The 22,393-nt window shown below is 69.5% G+C and carries 18 protein-coding genes; 16 read left to right on the forward strand and 2 right to left on the reverse strand.

The features are described 5' to 3' along the window. Nucleotides 1–56 precede the first annotated feature (56 nt). On the forward strand, nucleotides 57–929 hold the full coding sequence (locus NRB20_RS28175; RefSeq protein ID WP_153414329.1) for a shikimate dehydrogenase: 873 nt from the start codon (nucleotides 57–59) through the stop codon (nucleotides 927–929). A gap of 20 nt (nucleotides 930–949) precedes the next feature. Then, the gene (locus NRB20_RS28180; RefSeq protein WP_153414331.1) at nucleotides 950–2,848 is read left to right on the forward strand and encodes a sugar phosphate isomerase/epimerase and 4-hydroxyphenylpyruvate domain-containing protein; all 1,899 of its coding nucleotides are present in this window, start codon (nucleotides 950–952) and stop codon (nucleotides 2,846–2,848) included. Nucleotides 2,849–2,878: 30 nt separating this feature from the next. Here NRB20_RS28180 and NRB20_RS28185 read toward each other — a convergent pair whose 3' ends face one another. Then, on the reverse strand, nucleotides 2,879–3,694 hold the full coding sequence (locus NRB20_RS28185) for an IclR family transcriptional regulator domain-containing protein (protein WP_153414333.1): 816 nt from the start codon (nucleotides 3,692–3,694) through the stop codon (nucleotides 2,879–2,881). Between the two features lie 381 nt (nucleotides 3,695–4,075). On the opposite strand from NRB20_RS28185, the gene NRB20_RS28190 reads away from it, so the two are divergent. The 14 genes from NRB20_RS28190 (at nucleotide 4,076) to NRB20_RS28255 (ending at nucleotide 20,735) form a co-directional block, all read left to right on the forward strand. Then, the gene (locus tag NRB20_RS28190; protein WP_194290037.1) at nucleotides 4,076–7,327 is read left to right on the forward strand and encodes an AfsR/SARP family transcriptional regulator; all 3,252 of its coding nucleotides are present in this window, start codon (nucleotides 4,076–4,078) and stop codon (nucleotides 7,325–7,327) included. 135 nt (nucleotides 7,328–7,462) lie between these two features. Beyond that, the gene (locus NRB20_RS28195; RefSeq protein ID WP_194290038.1) at nucleotides 7,463–9,004 is read left to right on the forward strand and encodes a DHA2 family efflux MFS transporter permease subunit; all 1,542 of its coding nucleotides are present in this window, start codon (nucleotides 7,463–7,465) and stop codon (nucleotides 9,002–9,004) included. A gap of 197 nt (nucleotides 9,005–9,201) precedes the next feature. Beyond that, nucleotides 9,202–10,890 (forward strand): AMP-binding protein, encoded by a 1,689-nt coding sequence (locus tag NRB20_RS28200; protein ID WP_153414339.1) that lies wholly within the window; start codon nucleotides 9,202–9,204, stop codon nucleotides 10,888–10,890. Between the two features lie 2 nt (nucleotides 10,891–10,892). Continuing rightward, nucleotides 10,893–11,876 carry a ribonucleotide-diphosphate reductase subunit beta gene (locus NRB20_RS28205; protein ID WP_153414341.1) on the forward strand — a complete coding sequence of 328 codons (984 nt, stop codon included), beginning with the start codon at nucleotides 10,893–10,895 and terminating at the stop codon, nucleotides 11,874–11,876. A gap of 38 nt (nucleotides 11,877–11,914) precedes the next feature. Continuing rightward, nucleotides 11,915–12,184: an acyl carrier protein gene (locus NRB20_RS28210; RefSeq protein WP_153414343.1), complete on the forward strand. Its 270-nt coding sequence runs from the start codon at nucleotides 11,915–11,917 to the stop codon at nucleotides 12,182–12,184. A gap of 10 nt (nucleotides 12,185–12,194) precedes the next feature. Next, nucleotides 12,195–12,893, forward strand: coding sequence for an SGNH/GDSL hydrolase family protein (locus NRB20_RS28215; protein WP_153414345.1), 699 nt, complete (start codon nucleotides 12,195–12,197; stop codon nucleotides 12,891–12,893). Next, entirely contained in the window at nucleotides 12,890–14,938 is a 2,049-nt protein-coding gene (locus tag NRB20_RS39380) for a GMC family oxidoreductase (RefSeq protein ID WP_319945501.1), read from the forward strand. Before NRB20_RS28215 ends, NRB20_RS39380 begins: the two co-directional genes overlap by 4 nt. Nucleotides 14,939–14,986: 48 nt before the next feature. Beyond that, nucleotides 14,987–16,255, forward strand: a complete 1,269-nt coding sequence (locus tag NRB20_RS28225; RefSeq protein WP_319945502.1) for an acyl-CoA dehydrogenase family protein — start codon at nucleotides 14,987–14,989, stop codon at nucleotides 16,253–16,255. Then, nucleotides 16,252–17,175, forward strand: coding sequence for a hypothetical protein (locus tag NRB20_RS28230; RefSeq protein WP_153414347.1), 924 nt, complete (start codon nucleotides 16,252–16,254; stop codon nucleotides 17,173–17,175). The genes NRB20_RS28225 and NRB20_RS28230 overlap by 4 nt, the downstream gene beginning before the upstream one ends. Further along, nucleotides 17,172–17,987: a ThiF family adenylyltransferase gene (locus tag NRB20_RS28235; protein WP_153414350.1), complete on the forward strand. Its 816-nt coding sequence runs from the start codon at nucleotides 17,172–17,174 to the stop codon at nucleotides 17,985–17,987. The genes NRB20_RS28230 and NRB20_RS28235 overlap by 4 nt, the downstream gene beginning before the upstream one ends. Nucleotides 17,988–17,997: 10 nt before the next feature. Beyond that, a complete protein-coding gene (locus tag NRB20_RS28240; protein ID WP_153414363.1) occupies nucleotides 17,998–18,921 on the forward strand; it encodes an AurF N-oxygenase family protein in 924 nt (307 codons plus the stop codon). Beyond that, nucleotides 18,918–19,235 (forward strand): DUF4873 domain-containing protein, encoded by a 318-nt coding sequence (locus tag NRB20_RS28245; RefSeq protein WP_153414365.1) that lies wholly within the window; start codon nucleotides 18,918–18,920, stop codon nucleotides 19,233–19,235. Before NRB20_RS28240 ends, NRB20_RS28245 begins: the two co-directional genes overlap by 4 nt. A 36-nt stretch (nucleotides 19,236–19,271) precedes the next feature. Beyond that, complete coding sequence (locus tag NRB20_RS28250) at nucleotides 19,272–20,042, forward strand: dienelactone hydrolase family protein (protein ID WP_153414367.1); 771 nt, start codon at nucleotides 19,272–19,274, stop codon at nucleotides 20,040–20,042. A 33-nt stretch (nucleotides 20,043–20,075) separates the two neighbouring features. Continuing rightward, entirely contained in the window at nucleotides 20,076–20,735 is a 660-nt protein-coding gene (locus NRB20_RS28255; RefSeq protein ID WP_319945503.1) for a TetR/AcrR family transcriptional regulator, read from the forward strand. Nucleotides 20,736–20,744: 9 nt separating this feature from the next. On the opposite strand, the gene NRB20_RS28260 is transcribed toward NRB20_RS28255, so the two are convergent. Beyond that, nucleotides 20,745–22,268, reverse strand: a complete 1,524-nt coding sequence (locus NRB20_RS28260; RefSeq protein ID WP_153414369.1) for an AfsR/SARP family transcriptional regulator — start codon at nucleotides 22,266–22,268, stop codon at nucleotides 20,745–20,747. Between the last annotated feature and the right edge of the window lie 125 nt (nucleotides 22,269–22,393).

Here is a 22,393-nt window from a genome sequence, read left to right on the forward strand (position 1 = left end):
CGGTGCGACGTAGTACGCTCCAATTAACTAACCGTTTCGTACATAAGGGGTTGTGGATGTCGTCGCTGCTCTGCGGGCTGATCGGAACCGGGATCGGCGCATCGCTGTCGCCGTCGCTGCACATGGCCGAGGGGCGTCACCACGGGCTGGATTACCGGTATCGGATTCTGGACCTGGTCGAACTCGGGCTGGGCGTCGAGGATCTGCCCGCGCTGTTCGAGCGGGTGCGCGGCGAGGGCTATCGGGGGTTGAACATCACGCACCCGTGCAAGCAGCGCATCATCGGGCTGCTCGACGAGCTGTCGCCGGAGGCGTCGCGGCTGGGTGCGGTGAATACCGTGCTGTTCGACGGTGATCGGGCGATCGGGCACAACACCGACTGGTCCGGATTCCGGCGCTCGCTCGACCGCGGCCTGCCCGACGTCCGGGTCGAGCGGGTGGTGCAGTTGGGGGCGGGCGGCGCGGGGGCCGCGGTCGGCTACGCCACGCTGGATCGCGGCGCGCGGGACCTCACCATCGTGGACGCGGACCCGGTCCGGGCCGGTCAGCTGGTCGAAACGCTGGGCACACACTTCACGGACCGCCGGGTATCGGTCGGCTCGCCCGATCGCCTCGCGCGGCTACTCGCCGACGCCGACGGCCTGGTGCACGCGACGCCGATGGGGATGGCCGAACATCCGGGCATGGCCTTGCCCGCCGAGCTGTTGCGCCCGGATCTGTGGGTGGCCGAGGTGGTGTACCGCCCGGTCGAGACCGAACTGGTGCGCACGGCCCGCGCGGCCGGGGCCCGCGTGCTGACCGGGACGGGAATGACGCTGTATCAGGCCGTCGCCGCGTTCGAGATCTTCACCGGAATCGCGCCGGACGTCGAGCGGATGGCGGCCTACATGGACACGCTGCTGGCGCGGGAAGCGTTGGCCGCGAAGTGATTCCGGAAAGGGTCGAGCGCATGAGCGTACGCACGAGCATCGCCACCGTGTCGTTGAGCGGCACGCTGGAGGAGAAGCTGACCGCGATCGCCGCGGCCGGATTCGACGGCTTCGAGATCTTCGAACCCGATTTCATCGGCTCCGCGTTCACCCCGGCCGCGCTGGCCGCCCGCGCCGCCGAACTGGGTCTGAGCATCGATCTGTACCAGCCGTTCCGGGATCTCGATTCGGCCGATGCGGATCAGTACGCGCGCAATCTCGTTCGCGCGGAACGCAAATTCGATCTGATGGAACAGCTCGGGTGCGACACCATCCTGGTCTGTTCGTCGCCGTTGCCGGGTGCGGTGCGGGACGACGACCTGCTGGCCGCACAACTGCACGGCCTCGCCGAACGCGCACACCGCCGGGGCATCCGCGTCGCCTACGAGGCGCTGGCCTGGGGCACGCATGTGAACACCTACCGGCACGCGTGGAATATCGTTGCGGCGGTGGGTCATCCGGCGCTGGGTACCTGCCTGGACAGCTTCCACATCCTCTCGCGCGGTGACGATCCGTCGGGGATCCGCGACATCCCGGGGGAGAAGATCTTCTTCCTGCAACTGGCCGACGCCCCGGCCATGGCGATGGATGTGTTGCAGTGGAGTCGGCACTATCGGAAGTTCCCCGGTCAGGGCACCTTCGATCTGGCGGCGTTCGGTGCGCACGTGCACGCCGCCGGCTATGCCGGACCCTGGTCGCTGGAGATCTTCAACGACGTGTTCCGCGCGTCCGCGACCGGCCGCACCGCCGCCGACGCGCACCGCTCGCTGCGGCATCTCCAGGAACAGGTCGCGGCCCGGATACCGGGCAGCACAGGGCTTTTCGTGCCGCCGCCCCGGCCCGCGATCGACGGGGTGGTCTCGCTGCGGGTGGCGGCCGGACCCGAGCGTGCCGGGGAACTGCGAACGATGTTGGGCAGCATCGGATTCGGTTACGCCGGACGACATCGCGAACATCAGCTGGAACTGTGGCGACACGGCGAGCTGACCGTCGCCGTGGACGCCAGCCCCGACACGGCGTGGACCGCACCGGCCCTGGACGCGCCAATGCCGGTGCTGTCCCAGATCGGTATCCGATGCCCGGACCCGGACGCCTGGGAGGCCCGCGCGGTGGCCCTGGAGGTGCCCGCGCACGAGGTCGAATTGCCCGGTGCGGCAAACAGATTCGGGGAGCGTGCCGCCGACGTGGTGCGATTGCGGGTGACCGCGGCCACCTCGATCGATCTGCGTGGACCGGCGAGCCGGGCCGCCTGGCGCGAGGCGTTCGAGCCCGAGCCGCGCCCGCTCGCGCTCCCGCCGCTGCTGACCGGCGTCGATCACGTGGCCCTGGCGGTGCGGCCCGACGACTGGGACGGCATCATGCTGCGGCTGCGTTCGGTGTTCGGTATGCGTCCGGGGGAGGGCGTGGACATTCCGGATTCGGTCGGGCAGTTGCGCAGTCAGTCGTTGACCATGACCAGCGGTAAATCCGTTTCGCCACTGCGTATTTCGTTGAACATGGTGCCCGGGTGCCCGGCCGGGACGGATCATTCGAGCACGATCCGGCGCGGCGGCGTCAGCCATGTCGCGTTCACCTGTGGCGATATCTTCGCCACCGCGGCCGAACTCGCCGGGCTCGGACACCGGCGTCCGGCGATCTCCGCGAACTACTACGACGATCTGGCCACCCGTTTCGACCTGGATGCCGAAATGCTGCGGCAGTTACGGGAATTCGGCATTCTCTACGATGCCGACGGCGGCGGGGAGTATTTCCAGCTGTTCACCGAGACCGTCGGGGAGGATCTGTTCTTCGAGATCGTGCAGCGGGTCGGGGAGTATCGGGGACAGGGCGAGGTGAATTCCGCGGTGCGGGTGGCCGCGCATTTGCGTTCGGGCGCTTGATGATCGGCGGCCGATCCCGGTATCGACGGGTCAGGTGCGGGAAGGCGCGGGGGATCGGGTCCGGGTCAGGTCGGCGGTGATCGCGTCGGCGGTGGCCCGCACGGCCGGGACGAGATCCGCCTCGAGCTGCGCGGCGGTGTAGCGCGCGGATTGGGTGGAGATGTTCACCGCCGCAACGACTGTGCCCGATTCGTCGCGGATCGGGGCGGCCAGCGAACGCAATCCGAGTTCGAGTTCCTGATCGACGATACTGTATCCGGCCCGGCGCACCCGGGCGAGTTCGTCGCGCAGCTGCCGCACGGTGGGCACCGTGCGCTCGGTGAGTGTCGACAGGTGCAGGCGTTCGAGGTAGGAATCGAGTGCGGATTGCGGCAGTCCGGCCAGCAGCACCCGGCCCATCGACGTCGCGTAGGCGGGGAAGCGGGTGCCGACGTTGATCGAAACGGTCATGATGCGCCGCACCGGAACTCGTGCGATGTAGACCACGTCACCGTCGTCCAGGATCGACACCGAGGACGATTCGCGGACCTGTTCGGCCAGGGCTTCCAGATGCGGTCCGGCCAGTTCGGGCAGCGACAGACCGGACAGGTAGCTGTAGCCGAGTTCGAGGACGCGCGGGGTCAGCCAGAACAGCGAGCCATCGGTGCGGACGTAGCCGAGTTCGGCCAGCGTCAACAGGAACCGGCGCGCGGTCGCGCGGGTGAGCGCGGTGTGCTTGGCGACCTCACTGAGTGTGCGGCGCGGATGTTCGCCGTCGAACGCCCGGATCACCGCCAGCCCCCGCGCCAGCGACTGCACGTAATCCGACGACGGCGCGATCTCCTGCGACGCGGTGTGCTCACTCATGGCTCTCCTCACCCGGGCCGGAACCTACCGCCCGAGAATCACAACCCCTGTTCGGTATGTGGACGATCGATCGCTGTGTGAACACGATAGGCAGCCCGGTACGTTCCGGGCAAACATTTCGTGCGGCTTTCTCGTTACCTTCGGCCCTTGCGGGTATTCGGGGCCGCCGTCCGGCCACAGGCCCGGCGGATTCGCAATAATGTTGGTGTATCGCATGTTTCGTTTGTCCGGTGTTATTTCACGTTGGCACCCGGGTCGCGCGCGGCTATCATCGGAAATCGGCCGGTCCGCCATTGCCGTCGGGAACCGGTCGATTCGGTGTCCGATCGGTGAATGATTTGTGACACAAGGGGATTCGTTCTATCGGCGGTGGGTTCGGACATGCTCGACGTGCGTATTCTGGGGCCGGTTCGCGCCACTTCCGGCGGCGGGGATCTCGCGATAGGTCATCCCCGGCACCGGTGCATGCTCGCGGTGCTGGCGGCCGGCGCGAATACCGTCGTCTCCAGTGATCGGCTGATCGAGCTGCTGTGGGACGGGAATCCACCACGCCGCGCGCGTAATCTGTTGTCCGGGTACGCCGTTGGCATCCGGAAGGTATTGACGACGATCGAAATGGATTCCGGCGCAGTCGGTTTGACCGCACGTGAGGGCGGCTACCTGCTCGAGCTGCCGCCGGAATGCGTTGACCTGCACCGCTTCCGGGGAAACGCGGCGCGGGCGCGCGGCGGCGCCGCATCGGACCGGGCCGAGCATCTGCGCGCCGCGCTGACCGAATGGCAGGGCCCGGCACTGAGCGGGATGCGCGGTTTCGGTATCGAGACGATGCGGGTCGGCCTGGCGAACGAACGCCGCACCGTGGTACTCGACCTCGCCGACGTCAGCGCCGAACTCGGCAGATACGACGCGGCCATCCGGGACCTGGAGGAACTGGCCGTCGACCTGCCCTACGACGAGGCGGTGGCGCTGCGGATGATGACCGCCTACAGTGCCGTCGGCGACCAGGCCGCCGCGGTGCGGCTCTACACCGCGATGGCGCACCGCCTGGTCCGGGACCTGCGGACCACCCCCGGCCCCGCCCTGCGCGAGGCGGGCGAACTGCTACTGCGACAGACCGATCTCGGACCCGAGCCGGATGCGGTCGTCGTGGCCCCGCCCGCCCGCACCCGCGTGCGACTGCCGCTCCCGCCCGCCCCGGACCCGTTCGCCGGGCGCGCGACCGAACTCGACCGACTCGATGTGCTCGGCGCGCCGCCCCCGGCCGGGGATTCACCCTCGAACGTCTTCGTGATCAGCGGAATCGCCGGATCGGGCAAGACCGCGCTGGCAATCGAATGGGCGCGGCGGCGGCAGGATCGATTCCCGGACGGTCGGCTGTTCGTCACCATGCGTGGTCACCATCCGACCCTGGATCCGCTCGACCCGTCCGAGATCGTGGCCCGCCTGCTGCTGGCGCTGGGGGTGGTGGCCGCGGATCTGCCGCCGCTGCCGGGCAATCGGATCGCGATGTATCGCACCATGCTGGTCAACCGGCGCGTGCTGATCGTGCTGGACGATATCGCCGATACCGATCAGGTGCACGACCTGCTGCCCCCGGAGGACGGCGGTTCGGCCATGCTGATCACCTCGCGCGGGCGGCTGCCGGAACTGCTGGCCCGATATCGGGTGGGCAGTGTGACCGTCAGTTCGCTGGACGAGGCCGCCGCGCTGGAACTGCTGTCGATCTTCGTGGGCGCCGAGCGGGTCCGGCGCGAACCGGAGGCGGCGGCGCGATTCGTGCGCTGGCTCGGCGGGCTGCCGCTGACCGTCCGGGTCGGGGCCGGATACGCCCGCAGCCGACCGGACGATCCGCTGGCGCTGCTGGCCACCGATATGGTGGACACCGCGCCGGGCGATCCGATGATCAGCCTCGCTCTCGAAATGTCCTATCGCAGACTGACTTCCGAGGAACGCCGGATCTTCCGCTGGTTGGGTCTGATGCCCGCGACCCAGTTCGCCGACTGGGCCGTGGCCGCGCTGGCCGACTATCCGGCCGCGGGCACCGCGCGGTGTCTGGTCGGGCTGGTGCGGGCCAATCTGCTCTACGAATCCGGTTCGGGGCGTTACCAATTGCACGATATGGTCAAGTGGTACGCCTCGACGGTGGTGATCGCGCACGAATCCCACGCCGAGCGCGCCGCGGCGATGACCCGGCTGCTGTGGTGCTATCGCAGAGCGGTCGAACGGGCCAGTCACGCGGATCTGATCGCGCGCGAGGAGATCCATCGCGGGGCGGGCCCGGCCGATGGCGCCGAACCGGGGCTGCCGGGCGCGTCCCGGGCGGGACTGACCTGGCTGGACGAGGAACGATCGAATATCTGCGCCGCGATCAAGGCCGGTTCGGCGGCCGGATCCGAGCGCGGCGCATGGCAATTGGCCGACGCGATGAGCGGCTACATCCGGTTGCATCCCGGCGGCGCGGACTGGACCGCGGCCATCCGCGCGGCCACGAGTGCCGCGGAACGCAGCGGTAACCGGCGCGCGCACGCCGCGATGCTGCTGGGCACCGCCGATGCGGAGTATCGCGAGGGCAATCGCGCCGCCGAACTCGAATCCGCCGGGCGCGCAAGGGATGTCAGCGTCGCGGTGGGCTGGCGGGGTGGGGAGGGGCTGGCGTTGGCCGCGCTCGGGCGGTCGTGGTGGTCGGTGGGGGAGATCGGCCTCGCGAGCCGCTATCTGCGCTGGTCCCTGGACGTCCATCGGGAGCTCGGTGATCCGGCCGGTCAGGCCAATGCGATCGGGCGGCTGGCACGGATCGAGCACGATCGCGGGCGGCTGGATGAGGCGTTGCGCGGATATGTGGTCGCGGCCGAGTTGACCGAGGCCGGCAAATCCAAATTCGGGCAGGCCCGAGCCGCCGCGTATGTCGCGCTGGCATGCTGTGACCTGGGGCGTTATCCGGAGGCGGGGGAGTGGTCGGCGCTGGCGCTGGGGTTGAGCCGGGAACTGGATTTCGCCGAGGGCGTCGCGATGAGCCTGGCCTGCCGGGCGATGATCGCCAGTGCGTTGGGCGATCAGATGCAGGCGATCGCGCGGGCGCGTGAAGCCCGGCTGGCCATACCGCATCTGTCCGATCCCCGGCTGGAGGCCGATTGCCTGACGCTGCTGGGGCGGGTCGAGGCCGGGGCCGGGCGTTTCGGTCCGGCGGTGTCGAGTTTCGACAAGGCGTTGCAGGTGTCCGCGCGGACCGGCTACCGGCAGGGGATCGCGCGCGCGGAGGCCGAATGCGCGGCGCAGCACTCCCGCGGCGGCCGGTATGACGATGCGGCACAGTCGATTCGGCGCGCGTATCGGGCATTGCGGGGTGGGGATCTGCGGCTGGTGCACGCGCAGGTGTTGATCACCGAGGGGGATGTGCTGCTCGCGGCCGGGCGCTGGGATGCGGCCGTGGCCGGCTATCGCACGGCGGCGCTGCGGTATCGGGAGGCGGCCGATCCGGTCGGGGAGGTGCGGGCGCTGCTGTCGTGGGGCCGGGCCGCGGCGACGGTGTCCGGGCTGGGGCGTCCGTCGCGGCCGTTGCGTCGGGCGCTGGGGTTGGCCGAGCGGCTCGGGCTGCCGGAGGGCGCGATCATCGGGGATCTGCTGCACCGGTAGTGCGGCTCGGCGGCTGCCGTTGACAGCTACCGACTGTTGGTATGTACTTGCTTGGGCATGGACATACTGATGGTATGTCCGTGTCGACCTCACAACACAGGTGCTTCGATTCATCCCGACCCGGAGGAATATCCCGTGACCGCACCCACATCCTCGAGTCCGCCCACCGCCTCGAAGGCGACGGCGGGGATCACGCTGCTGCTGACCTCCGCCGCGACGTTCATGGCGTTCCTGGACACCACCGTCGTCAACGTGGCATTCCCCGCGTTGCACACCGACTTCCCCAAGGCGTCGGTAGAGCTGCTCACCTGGGTGGTCACCAGCTATGCGGTGCTGTTCGCCGCGCTGCTGACCTCGGCGGGCCGATTCGCCGACGTCGTCGGGCGCAAGGCGATCTTCCTCGGCGCGGTGCTGCTGTTCACCATCGCCTCGCTGGCATGTGCGCTGGCCCCGACCTCGAGCATCGACTATCTGATCGCGGCGCGCGCCGTGCAGGGGATCGGCGCCGCGGGCATGATCCCGGCGGCGCTGGGCCTGGTCCTGGCCGAGACTCCCGCCGCGAAACGTGCCGAGGCGATCGGCATCTGGGGCGCGGCGGGATCCATCGCGGCCGCGGCCGGTCCGTCGCTGGGCGGCGTGCTGGTCAGCGAGATCAACTGGCGCGCGGTGTTCATCCTGAACATTCCGATCGGCCTGGCGGTGCTGATCGGTGGCCTGCGCGCGCTGCCGAACCGGCCCTCGGAGGACCGTCGTCGCCCGGATCTGGTCGGCACCGTGGGGATCACCCTCGGCATCGCGCTCACCGTCCTGGGCATGACCGAGGGTGGCGACTGGGGCTGGCGCAGCCTGTCGACCTGGGGTTGCATCGCCGCGGGCGTGGTGCTGATGGCACTGTCGCTGTGGCGTTCCACGGTGCACTCCGCACCCGCGATCGAGGTCGAACTGTGGCGGTCGCGGATGTTCGCCTCCGCCAACGCGGTGTCGTTCCTGCTCGGCGCGGGACTGTTCGTGTGGTTCCTGTCCGGGCCGCTGTTCCTGACCACGATCTGGCACTACTCGATCCTCAGCGCCGGTCTGGCGGTGACGCCGGGTGCGGTCGCCTCGGCCATCGCGGCGATCGTGATCGGGCGCAGCATTCCGCCGGAGCGGCAGCGGCCGGTCATCGTGATCAGCCTGCTGCTGTACTTCGGGCTGAGCGTGTGGGCGTATCTGGCGTTGTCCGCCAAGGCCACCTTCTGGTCGATCTGGCTGCCGTACGGCACGCTGGGCGGTCTGGCCATCGGCGCGGCGCTGACCAGCGTGACCACGGCGGCCTCGATCTCGGTGCACCCGTTGAAGTTCGGCAGCGGCACCGGGTTGAACACGATGGCCCGGCAGTTCGGCGGCGCGATCGGCGTGGCCGCGATGGCGGCGGTCTTCGCGGCGCACAAGCTGTGGGAGCCGCAGGCGTATCTGGACGTGTTCCTGCTGGCCGGGTTGTTCGTGCTGGCGGCGGTGGTGCCCGCGCTGCTGCTGTTCCGTAAGCCGGACATGGCCGCGATCGCGGAGCGGCAGCAGCAGATCGAGCAGTTCCTCGCCGCGCAGGCCGCTCAGGCCGCCGCGCAGGCGCAGGCCACGCCGATGACGGGCGACGCACCCGTTCAGGTGAACAGCACCGCCCCGACCGCGGGCCGCTGACATCGGGTAATCGGTTGTTCCGCACGGGAATACGGCGGCAGACCTCGCACCGGGGTCTGCCGCCGTGCTGCTCTTCGCGGCGTCGGGCGCCCTGTCGAGCGGGCGTTCGCGTCGCGCCGGAAATATTTTCGATCGCCGCGAGGGGGTGGCGGGGTTCGCGCGTAATACCTGTGACGGCCCGCCGACGAGGGAGCGCGATGGCGAACGTAATGGACTGGATGGACGATCCCAGCGAGACACGCGGGATCCACTTCCACCGCAACGGATCGTGGGAATTCACCACCTACCGGGAGATCGGCGATCATGCCCGCCGGATCGCGAATCATCTTCGCGGACAGGGTGTTCACGAGGGCGTGGTATCGCTGCTGGTCGAGGATTCGCAGGCGTTCACCGGCGCGTTCCTGGGCACCCTGCACGCGGGCCTGACCCCGGCGCCGATCGCCTCGCCGCTGACCTTCGCCAGCCACGATTCGTTCACCGACCACGCCGCGGCGATCCTGCGCGCGGCCGAGCCCGCCGCGGTCCTGGCCGACACCCGGCTCGCGGGCGTCGCGGAGGCGGCGGCGGTCAAGGCACAGGCGCCCGCACCGCTGGTACTGCCCGCACGCGCCGAACTACCCGATCCCGAAAATGACCGCAGGACAGCGGAACTGGCTCTGTTGCAGTTCACCTCCGGATCGAGCGGCACACCCAAGGGCGTCTGCGTGAGCGCGGACAATCTGATCGCGAACGTCCGGGCGAATCTGGACTGGCTGGGCGTCACCCCGGAGGACTCCTGCTCCTCGTGGCTGCCGCTGTACCACGACATGGGCCTGATCGGCACCTTCCTGAGTTCGGTTGTCGCCCAGGCGGATCTGTGGCTGATGACCCCTTACGACTTCATCGCCGCACCCGTGCGCTGGCTGGAATGCCATGGGCGAGAGGGTGTCACGATCACCGCCGCACCGAACTTCGGCTACGCCTATGCCGCGGGGCGGGTGCGCGAGGAGGAGCTGGCCGGGACGGACTTCTCCACCTGGCGGGTGGCGATGAGCGGCGCCGAGCGGGTGGACGCGGCCATCGTCGCGAAATTCTCGGAACGACTCGCGCCCTACGGATTTCGCGCCTCGACCTTCAGTCCGTGCTACGGCATGGCGGAGTCGACGCTGGCCGTCAGCGGTGTCGCGCCCGGTGCCACCGCCTCGATCGTGTGCATCGAGAACGGGCCGCGCACCGGCGAACCGGTCACCGTCCTGGACTACGGGCGACTCGGTGTCGACCGGCCGGACAGTCCGGCCGACTGGCTGTCCTCCTGCGGGAAGCCGGTGACCGGGATGCACGTCGAGATCATCGACGACGACGGGAATCCGGTCGCGGACGGCCGGTACGGCGAGATCCGCGTCACGGGAACCTCTGTGGCACAGGGCTATCGGGGTGCCACCACCGGATCCTCGACCTTCACCCCCGAGGGGCTGCGCACCGGGGACGCGGGCTTCCTGCTCGACGGTGAGCTGTACGTCATCGGGCGTCTCGGCGACAGCCTCAAGGTGCGTGGCCGCAAGGTGCACGCCGAGGACCTCGAGGCCGCGCTGGTGCAGATCGAGGGGGTGCGCGCCGGACGCTGCGCGGTCGCCCTGGGCAGCCGCGACGGCCGCGACCGCGCGGTGGTCGTCGTCGAATCCGACGACAGTGCTTGGCTCCCAGCGGTTTCCACACTGCTGCGCACCCGCCTGGACGCCTCGGTCGAGACCATCATCCTGCGCGCCGAGCGCGGCGCGGTGCCGCGAACCTCCAGCGGTAAACCCCGCCGCCGCGTGCTCTGGCAGCAGATCGGCGACGGCGAGTTCCCGGGTGAGGTCGTCGCGGGCAAGCAGACCACGACACCGACGACAGAACGGGCCAGCTGACCATGACGACGACTCTCGCATCGAATGACCAGGTGCTCGACGTCACCGATATCGAGCCGGAGACTCCCGTCCGGATCGCGGACTCCGCGAGCCTGTACCGGCGCTGGGAGCGCCAGCAGTGGGCGGTCGCCGCGGTGGACCCTGCCCGCGATGCCACGAAATGGCAAGAGCTCTCGGACTTCTCGCGCGAGCAGATGCTCGGCGCGCTGTCCGAACTCGAGGTGGGCGAGGTCACCGTGACGCACACCCTGGGCGCGTTGATCGATGCCCCGCCGAGCGAGGACGACCGTATCTTCCTGTGCACCCAGCTCGCCGACGAGGCCCGGCACGTCCGGTTCTTCCAAACCTATCTGGAAAGCGCCTGCGGAGTCGGCGGCAGCGATTTCGACACCCTGGACGCCGACGCGTCCGCCGACTACGCGCAGGTGTTCACCCCGGTGCTGACCGCGGCGACCGGCGCGGTGCGAAAGGACAACGCGGACACCGACTCCTGGTTCCGCGCGCTGATCTACTACCACCTGATCACCGAGGGCGTGCTCGCGGCCACGGCGCTGCGCACCACCCGCCTGCTGGCCAAGCGGCTGGCGCTGCCCGCCCTGGACGAGGGCCTGACCAACGTCACCCGTGACGAGTCCCGGCACGTGTCGTACGGGCTGTGGGCCGCGGCGAACGGCGTCGCGAACGGCCACCGCGACATCATCGCGGACGCGCATTTCGAATCGCTCGGCGCTGCCGCCACCGTCCTGATCGGGCCCAGCCGGTTCAACCCGGTTCCGGCCATCGGGCTGGCGGCACGCATTCGCGCCGCGCACCTGAGCGGCGGCGTCGCGATCGCCCGCAGCCGGTTGCTCAAGCAGTTGCGCCTGATCGGGCTGCCGGATCTGACCGAACGGGCCGCGCGGGCGTGGGACGCGGCGATCGAGGCGGCCCTGGACGCCTACGAACAGCGCTGGGACAGCCCGCATCCGATTCGCGCGGTGGCCTGACCGGTCGTCGAGGACAACCACTCGAAAGGGGAAACACCATGGATAGCACCACGATTCGCACCTCGGTGCGCCGAATCGTCGGGCAGATGAGCCCGTTCGGCGCGCCGGACGAGGTGACGGCCGACGCGCGGCTGGTCGAGGATCTCGGCTACGACTCGCTCGCGGTGATCGAGCTGTCGCTGCGGCTCGAGAAGGAGTTCGACCTGCAACTGGTGCGCGACACCGAGCAGGCGGCGGATATCAAAACCATCGGGGACATCGAGGAATTCGTCATCGCGCGCGTCGCGGTGGCCTCGGACGCGATCTGAGGAGGCGGTCATGACCGATAGCGTGAACGGTGCGGGCACGGCGACCGAGGCCGCGGACCCGCTGTGCCTGGCTCCCAAGGCTGCGGCCGAATTGCTGCGCGACTCGCCGTGGCGGCGGTTCGCGGTGATCGGGGACAGCTTCGCCAAGGGCGTCGGCGGACCCAGCGCCGGATACGCCGACACCCCGTGGCCCGAGCGGGTGGCCGACGCATTGCGTTCGGGCACACCGGATCTGGAGTACCTGAACACCGGTGTACTCGGGGTGAAGAGCGAGCAGGTGCGGCGCGAGCAGCTGCCGCGGGTGCTCGAGTTCGGGCCCGATCTGGTCAATATCGCCTGTGGCGGTAACGATCTGTGGGTCGCCGAACCCGATTACGACGCCATCGAGGCCGAACTCGACACCCTGTACGCCGCGCTGCGCGAGCAGGGGGCGGACATCTTCGCGTTCACCGTGGCGAACGTGTTCGACCGGCAGCCCGAACTCGCGCCGTTCCGGGATCGGATCGCGGCGTTCAACGAGCGGATCCGGACCGTCGCGGCCCGGCACCACGCGCTGCTGGTGGAGATGTGGGAGCACCCGGTTCGCCTGCGCCCCACCGTGATGAGCGACGACGGCGTGCATTTCTCGATGGAGGGTCAGGCCGCGCTCGCCGCCGAGGTCGTCAAGGCGCTCGCGGCCGGCGCCCGGGATGCGCTGGAGACCAAGTGAGCGAGTCCGCGGACTATGTGATCGTCGGGGCCGGTTCGGCGGGCTGTGTGCTGGCCGACCGGCTCAGCGCCGACGGTGACGCCCGGGTCGTGCTGCTGGAGGCGGGCGGCCCGGCCCAGCGCGCCGAGGTGAGTATTCCGGCGGCCTATCCCCGGTTGTTCGGCACCGCGCTGGACTGGGATTACGGCACCACGCCGCAGCCCGGTCTGGGCGGGCGGGTGCTGCGCTGGCCGCGCGGCAAGGTGCTGGGCGGCTCCTCCTCGCTCAACGCGCAGATCTGGACCCGTGGGCACCGCGCCGACTACGACGGTTGGGCGGCCGGTGGTCTGTCCGGCTGGGGCGCGCGGGAGGTGCTGCCCTATCTGCGTCGCGCCGAGGATTGTGATTGCGGTACAGGCGATTTCGGCTCGGGCGGGCCGCTGCGGATCGAGGAGCTGCGCGATCCGAGCCCGGCGACCGCGCGCTTCCTGGCAGCCTGCGCCGAGGCCGGTATCGCCCCGGCCGACCCGGATCGGGTACTCGAGCCCGAGGGCGTCGCGCAGGTGCGGACCACCCAGCGCAACGGGCGGCGCTACAGCGCCGCCGACGGATACCTCTCCCGCGCGGCGAAGCGGCCGAATCTGCGGGTGATCACCGACGCCTCGGTGCGTCGGGTGGTGATCGAGGGCGGGCGGGCGGTCGGCGTCGAATACGACACCGACCGCGGGCCGGGTCGGGTGCGGGTCACCGGCGAGGTGATCCTGGCCGCGGGCGCGATCGGCAGCCCGCAGTTGCTCATGCTCTCCGGCATCGGTGATCGAGATCACCTGCGGCAGAACGATATCGCGCTGCGACACCACCTGCCCGCGGTGGGCGAGGCGCTGGCCGATCACCTGTACGTGCCGCTGGCCTTCGCCGCTCGCGAACCCGTCTCACCCGGTGTGGAGTCCGGGCGCGCGGAGCTGGATCAGTATCTGCGCGAACGCCGCGGCAGGTTGACCTCGAATATCGCCGAGGCGCTGGCCTTCGTGCGCAGCACCGACGATCTGCCCGCCCCGGATCTCGAACTGGTGTGGATGCTGCTGCCGTTCGTGGCGGGCCGGGAGGTGGCTCCGGGACACGGGATCACGCTCGGTGTGGTGCTGTTGCAGCCGCACAGCACCGGACGGATCCGGCTGATCTCGGCCGACCCCGCCGCGCATCCGCGGATCGACCCGGCCTACCTGTCCGACGCCGGGGCCGCGGACCTGGCGGTGCTGATGCGCGGTGTGCGCTTGGCGCAGCGGGTGCTGCGGCAGCCCGCGCTCGCGCAGGTGCTCGGCGATCCGCTCACCCCGGGCGCGCTGGACGAGTCGGATGCGGTGGTGGAGAAGATGATTCGGCTGCACGCCGAGACGCTGTACCACCCGGTCGGCACCTGCCGGATGGGCGTCGGTGACGACGCGGTCGTGGATCCGCGCTTCCGGGTGGACGGCATCGACGGCCTGCGGGTCGTGGATGCCTCGGTGCTGCCCGCGATTCCGCGTGTGCACACGCACGCGCCCACCGTCATGCTCGCCGAGCGCGCCGCGGAGATGATCCGCGCGGATCGTGCCGGGCTCGGGAAAAACATATCGGATGGAACGAAAGGCGGTGTCGCCGTGACGAACAGCCAGGCGGCCGATCTCCAGCAAAACCAGCAGACGCACTACGAGACCCGCACCGAGGCCGCCGCGACACTGCGCAGGGCGTTCGCGGCCGCGGTCGCCGAGCCCGAACTCGCGCAGACCCTGCGGGAGCAGCAGCTGTCGTTGCAGATCATCACTCCCGGAACGGAATACGAGGTATTCCTGGACGCGCACGGCGCGCACGAACGCGCCACCGGCCGGCCCGTGCTGCGCTTCGAGTTGACCCCGGACACCGCCCACGAGATCTTCCTGGGCCGCCTGGCCGTCCCGCAGGCCGTCGTCACGCGACAGCTCACGGTGAAGGGCCCGGTCGCGCAGTTGCGCAGCTTGCGCGCGGTACTGCCCGCGCTGTGCCGCGCCTACACCGAGATCGCGCCCGCCGTGCGCGAGACCGCCTGACACCCAACCTCATCGACGAATCGACGAACGACGAAAGGGGAGCGGCCCGTGACCACCGCACCGACCCTGACCGCGCCGAGCGCCACCGCCCCGACGCTGTCGGATCTGCATGCCCTCGACGCCGCGGCCATGCCTTCGATCTTCACCCTGCCCGAGGACGTCGCGCTGCTGCGGGACGAGGTACGCGAATTCGCGCGGACCCGCCTGCGGCCCCGCGTCCTGGACAACGATCTGGCCGCCGCCGACGACTTCGACTGGGATATCGTGCGCGCCGGGCACGAGTTGGGCCTGCTGCGCCTGACCATTCCGAAGGAACTGGGCGGCCGCGGCGTCGGCGTCCTGGGCGTCGCGGTGGCGATGGAGGAGCTGGCGGCCGTATGCGCCTCCACCGCACTGATTTTCGGGGCCTCGATGCTCGGGGCGACGGCGGTGCTGTTCTCCGGTGATCCGCAGTTGCAGGCCCGGTTCATCCCGCCGTTCCTGGGCGACGAACCGGTGCTGGCCTGCAACGCGGTCACCGAGGAGGTGGCCGGATGCGATCTGCTCATCCCCGCCCACGCCGCGGACGCCGCCGAGGTGATGACCGCCCGGCGCGACGGAGATCACTTCGTACTCAACGGAATCAAGCGCTTCATCACCAATGGAAAAGTGGCGCAGTGGGCTACGGTCTTCGCCAACCTGGAGGGCTACCCGGGCGCCACCGGCATGACGGTATTCGTGGTGCCGCTGGACAACCCGGGTGTGGTCCGGGGCGCGGTCGCGGACAAGATGGGGTATCGGGCCTGCCTGGGCACCACCCTGGAATTCCACGACGTGCGGGTGCCGGAGGAGAACATCGTCTTCGGCGAGGCGAACGGCTGGGGCTATCTGAACGTCCAGTCCAACCAGGCCCGCACGATCGTCGCGGCGATCTCGACCGGGGTCGCGCGCGGCGCGTTCGACATCGCCAAGGACTGGGCCGGGGAACGGGTGCAGGGCGGCAAGCCGCTGTCCGAACAGCAGTTCACCGCGCGCAAGCTCGCCGAGATGGCCGCGAAGGTGGAGGCGTCCCGGCTGCTCTACCTGCAAGCCGCTTATCAGGCCGAAAACATGTTGCCCGCACCGGTTTTCGGCGCGGCGGTGGCGAAACTGTTCGCCGATCGGGCCGCGATCGAGGTGGCCGAGGAGGCGATGTCGATCGTCGGCGCGCGCGGGTACTGCCGGGAGTACGGACTCGAGAAACTGGTCCGCGAATCCTTCGGCGCCCGCATCTACGAGGGCACCCCGGAGGTGCTCGCGCTCGCGATCACCGACTCGCTGTACGGGCGCAGACAATGACCTCCGCGACGTTACCGGTGGCCGCGGCGGCCGATGCCCGCCGCGGCCGCTACATCGCGGAGCTGCTGGCGATGCACGAGCGAATGAGCCTGCGCTGCATGCTCGATCACGTCGAGCCGCTGTACTTCCAGCGGCGCGGCGACGGGCGTGCGGTGCTGACCGTGCGGCATTCGGACCTGCCCGAGCGATATCAGTTGGGCATCTACGGATTCCGGCTCGCGCAATACCTGCGCATCCGGCTGGCCAGCGAGCGGATCGCGTTCCAGCGGTCGCTGTTCGCCGAGCCGATCGCCGCCGAGCGCGAGGAGATCCACGTGCTCTCGCTCGACGAGCGCTCGGGCGGAATCGTGCAGTACGTCTCGATCGTGGGCACCGCCGACCCGCGCCCCCGATCCGTCCGGGATCCCGAACGCACCCCGTTTCCGTGCGAAATCGCCCATAGAATAAGGCTTTTCGATCGGATCCCGCGGATCGCGGCGGTCGGCACCGACGAGATCTGGGAGATCAAGCGGCTGGTGCAGCGCGGGCAGCTGCCGGATCAGACGCTGGATCTGCGGCTGCGGCTGTCGCTGGAGTTGATGCACGGGTTCTACAGCACCCTGCATCTGCTGCGGCCCAGTGTGAAATACCTGGTGGGCGACGGCGAGGAGGGGCTGGCCATCCAGCGTCTCTCGCGCAGCCTGCGCGAGATCATCGTGCTCGAGGGCACCAGCCCGTGGCTGCCGGAGGACGATCTGCTCGCCCCGGCCTACGTCGAGCGCGCGGTGGTCAAACCGTTCGTGGCCGCCATCCCGGAGCCGGATCGGTTGGGCGCGTTGGTGACTCGACTGGACGAGGCACTGGCGATGGACAACCCGCTGGCCGGATTCAAACACGTCGTCAACCATGTCCAGGGCACCATCCGGAGGATTCGGATATGACCATCGCCATCGCACCCGAACAGTTCTATGCCGATCTCACCGAACGTAATCGGGGTCTGATCGACGCCGACGCGCAGCGGGCGTTGCGCACCGCGCGCATCCTCGTGGCGGGCTGCGGTTCGACCGGCGGCGCGACCGTCGAACCGCTCGCCCGCCTGGGCGCCGAACGGTTCATCCTGGCCGAACCGGGCACCTACGAGCTGAACAACCTGAACCGGCAGAGCGCCACCGTCGAGGACATCGGCCGCAACAAGGCCGAGGTCGCCGCGCAGCGGGTCCGCGCGATCAACCCGTATGCCGATGTGCGCGTGGTGACTTCGGGCGTCGGGCCGGAGAACATCGGCGCCCTCGTCGAGGACGCGGACGCGATCGTCGACGGGGTGGATGTGACGACGGTCTCGGGCTGGCGGGCCAAATATCTGCTGCACGTCGAGGCCGCGCGACAGGGGCGTCCGGTGGTCAGCGGATACGACCTGTCCGGGACCCAGTTCGTGCGCTTCCACGACTACCGCGACACCTCGCTCGAGCCGCTGGGCGGGCAGGTGGAGGAGTCCGAGCTGGGCCGGGAATCGTTGTGGCAGTTGCTGTTGCGGCTGATTCCGCGCGAGATCGTCCCGGCCGATCTGATCGCCGATATCCGCGCGCACCGCGAGGAACCCGAATACAGCATCCCCCAGCTGGTGTACGCGTCGCATCTGTTCGGTGCGCTGGCCGCCCGCTATCTGGTGGAGATCCTGGCCGGGCATCCGGTGCGCACCGAAGTCACCGTCGACGTGCACGCCCTGGTGGCGCCGACGGTATCGGGAGAATGAGGAGTCAACCATGACCGAAGTCGTGAACAAGCCCGAGCGCGAGGATCCGCTCGCCTGGCAGACCAAGAAGGCCGGTCAGCTGCTGGTCGCCTCGGCGCGGCATTCCTACGATCCACGGGTCGACGTGGACTGGGATCAGCCGCTGGCGGAGGACAGGTGGTTCCTGCCGGAGAAGCGGATCTCGTTGTACGGCACCGATCTGTACGAATCGCTGAGCCACGAACAGCAGGTGCTGCTCTCCCGCGAGGAGCTCGCGGCCTCGCTCGCCTCGGGGGTGTGGACCGAGCTGATTCTGTTGCAGCTGGTGGCCCGATACGCCTACAAGCGCGATGTGACCAGCCCGCAGGTGCAGTTCGCGCTGACCGAGATCGCCGACGAGGTCCGGCACATGATCATGTTCACCCGGTTGGTGGAGAAGGTCGGCGCGCAGTGGTATCCGATCGCACCCAAGACGCAGCGAAACGGCCTGCTGCTCAAGACCTTCGCCCCGCTGCCCGCGCTGTGGGCGATGCTGCTGCTGACCGAGGAGTTCTTCGACCGGTTCCAGCGCGAGCAGGCCGCGGACGAGACCGTGCAGCCGCTGGTGCGTACCGTCGCACGGATCCACGTGGTGGAGGAGGCGCGCCACATCACCTTCGCCAGAACGGAATTGGAGCGTTTCGTGCCGACGCTGTCGCCGCGCAGACTCGAACTGCTGCGCAATTTCCTGGCCGGGATCGTCAAGACGATCCGGCGGGACCGCTACAACCCGCTGATGTACGAGCGGGCCGGGATCGATCCCGCGGTCGCGGTCGCCGCCGGGCGGGACAATCCGATCGGCAAGGCCAACGGCGCGTACGGTGCGGAACGTATTGCGCCGTACTACAAGTCGATCGGGTTGATCGGCGGCAAGTCCGAGAAGGTGTGGCGGGACGCGGGCTGGCTGTCCGCATGAGCGAGACGGACGACGGATACGACGGCCCCGCGCTGCTCGAGGTGGCGGGGCTGACCTTCTCGGTCACCGTCCACCTCGGCGGGGTCTTCCAGCCGTTGGACGGCCGCTACCGCTGGTACGGGCGGGTCGAGGCGCATCCGGGCCTGACCGAGCTGGTGGGGGAGCGGGCGCTGCCGGTCGAGGTGTGGACCGCCGCGGGGACCGCGAACGGCACCATCGCCGAATGCGATCTGTGGCAACGGTATCGGGTCCAGGGCACGGGCCTGCCGCCGTTCCGGGTGCCGTTCGCGCTGACCGATCTGCCCGCCGGATGAGACTCCCGCCGACCGGGCGGGCGAGAAGGGAGAGATATGTGCTTCGACGAGGATGCGGTGCCACCCATCCCGGCCGATCCGGACGCGTCGATCGTCTCGCGTGATCTGGAACTCGTTGCCGCGGACGGTAATCGGTTCGCGGCCTTCGTCGCCGAGCCCGAAGGTGATACGGAGACCGCCGTTGTCGTGTTGCCGGATCTGCGTGGGCTGTACGGGTTCTACACCGAGTTGGCGAAACGGTTCGCGGAGCGGGGAATTCGCGCGATCGTCATCGACTACTACGGCCGTTCGGCGGGAGTTGCCCAGCGCGCGAAGGACTTTCCGTACGCCGAACATCTGGCCACGCTGAACCCGCGCGGTATCTACGCGGATCTGGCCGCGGCGGTGGAGTACCTGCGCTCACCCGAGGGCGGTTCGTCCCGGTTCGTCCTGACCGCCGGATTCTGCATCGGCGGCCGCATCGCGGTACTGGCCGCGACGGGTCCGATCGCGCCTGCCGGGGTGATCGGGTTCTACTGCTGGCCCGCCGCCGGCAACGACGGCGCACCCGGTCCCACGGCGCGGGCCGCGGAACTGCGCGCCCCGGTGCTGGCGCTGATGGCCGGGGACGATCCGGGCATCCCCGCCGCCGACGTCGAGGATTTCGAGAAGGCGCTGACCACGGCCGGGGTCGAGCACGAGGTGGTGACGTATCCCGGTGCACCGCACAGCTTCTTCGACAGTAAACGCTCGGAGTTCGCCGACGCCTCCGCCGATGCCTGGCGACGGGTGCTGGAATTCGCCGAGCGGGTGAGCGTGCCGGTGTAGCCGGGGGCGCTCCGGTATTCTGGGAGTACCGACGTGGCGAGGAGTACGTGGTCGATCATGCCGACAACCCAGCAGCGCAAACCGTGGAGTTCACCACGCGCCCGCGCCGACGAGACGGTCGCGGATCTGCTCGGTGCTGCGCGGGATCTGTTCGCCCGCAACGGTTATGCCGCCACCTCGCTGGACGCGGTGTGCGAGGCCGCCCAGCTGAGCAAGGGCGCCCTCTATCACCATTTCGGCAGTAAACAACTCCTGTTCCGTGCGGTCTATGAGAAGGAACAGGAGCGGATCGCCGCGCGCGTCGTGCGTGCCTACGCCGCCGCGGCGAAGGATCCGGCCACGGCCTCGGACGCCTGGGGCGCGGTGCTGATCGGGGCCAAGGCATTCCTCGACGAGGTGCTGGAACCGGACGTGCAGCGGATCAATCTCATGGACGCCCCGGGCGCACTGGGCTGGGAGGATATGCGCGAGCTGGGCGGTGACTGCCTGCGGATGATGGAGGAGGGCGTCGCGCGGGCGGTCGCCACCGGTGATATCGGCGCGCATTCGGTCCCGGCGTTGGCGCGGCTGCTGTACGGCGCGCTGTGCGAGACGGCGATGGGCGTCGCGCGGGCCGCGGATCCGGAGCAGGCGTTGCGGGAGAGTATGCGCGAGGTGGACGGCTTGTTCGGGGCCGTCCGTCTGGCGCGGTAGTTTTCGTCGCTAGCGTTCGTCCGCCGGCGCGAGTTCGGCGAGCGGCACCCGGGGGCGCGCGATCGCCTGTCCGGCGATCTCGGTCAGCGCGCTGGGCAGACCTCGGCAGGTCCGCACGATCCGGGCCACCGCCTCGGGTTCGGTCTCGACCCGGTCGACGCCCAGGATCGTGGTCAGCAGGTGGGTGGACTCCTGCGGGGACAGGCCGGTCAGATGGATTCGCCGCATGCGCCGGACGGTATCGGACCCGTCGAGGATCGACGTGTCACGCACGGTGGCCAGCACGGTGACCGCCGCGGGCAACTGGACCGCCCGGACGATATCGGCGTCGGCGACGTCGTCCAGCACGATCAGCAGCCGGCTGTTCGCCAGCGCCGTCGCGTAGTCGGCCTCGAGATCGCCGTCGCACCGGGTGTGTCCGACACTCCACATGATGAACCGCAGCAACTCGTCGGTGCCGACCCGCGGCGGCGCGGCGGTGCTGCCACGCAGGTCCAGGAAGATCTGGCCGCCGGGGAAACGATCGGCCACCTGATGTGACCAGTGCATCGCCAACGCGGTCTTCCCGATTCCGGGCGGCCCGGCGATGATCCGGATCGGCGGCATGGCGGCCGGTTCGCGATGCCCGCCCAGCGCCGCGAGTTCGTGCTCGCGGCCGACGAACCGGGTGCTGCGTGGAAGTTGGTGTGGGACTTGCGCTGTCGCGCCGATGATGGCTGCCGGGTGCGGCGCGGGATGCCGGTCGATGCGCTGACGCAGTTCGCGGGTCTGCTGCGAGGGCGTGATGCCGAGCCGATCGTCGAGCTGACGTCGCAGCGCCTCGTAGAATTCCAGTGCCGCCTCGCGCTGTCCGGTGCGGGCCAGCGCCGTCATCACATTCCGGACGACCGGTTCGTTGTCGGGGTGGGTGTGCGCCAGATCGGTGAGTTCGTCGATCAATTCGCCCGGTGGACGCAGGTCCAGCTCGTAGCGGTGGCACTGCACGAGCGCGGCGAGTCGTTCGGAGTCCAGCTGCGCGCGGGTCCGGTCGGCCCAGGGGCTCGAGACGTCCTCGAGCGCGACACCCTGCCACTGCGCGGTCGCCGCGCGCAGCAGTCGTGCCGCCTCGGTGAGGAAGCCGCTCTCGGCCTCGGTGGCGTCGGCCACGAGTCGCCGGAAGCGGTGCACATCGACCGCGTCCGGGTCGATGTCGAGCAGGTAGCCGCCGAACCGCCGATGCACGGCCAGTTGCTGCGCGGCGGGGCCGACCGCGCGGCGCAGGCGTGAGATATAGGTGTGCAGCAGATTGCGCGCCGAGTCGGGCGCCGTTGTGCCCCAGACTCTTTCGACCAGATCCTCGGGCATCACCACGGTGTTCGGACTGGTTGCCAGCGCGGCGAAGACGCAGCGTTGACGAGCGGGGCCGAGGTCGATTTCGCAGGCATCCCGCAGCAGGGCGACCCGGCCCAGCAGCCGGACGTGCCATCGCGGATCGGCGGTATTCGGGTCGCCGGCCGCGGGTGCGTCCGGATGCGGGGCGTGCGACTGTATCACGTGATCGTCGATTGCGGTTCCCCCCGTCGCTGGGCGTCGAAGTCTTTCCTACCTGCGTGTAACAGGGCTGTCAAACCGCACTTCCGGGGGCACGCGGGGTGCGAGTTCGGTTGAGCAAGTCTGGA

The organism is Nocardia macrotermitis, from assembly GCF_009604405.1.
GTDB classification, from domain to species: domain Bacteria; phylum Actinomycetota; class Actinomycetes; order Mycobacteriales; family Mycobacteriaceae; genus Nocardia; species Nocardia macrotermitis.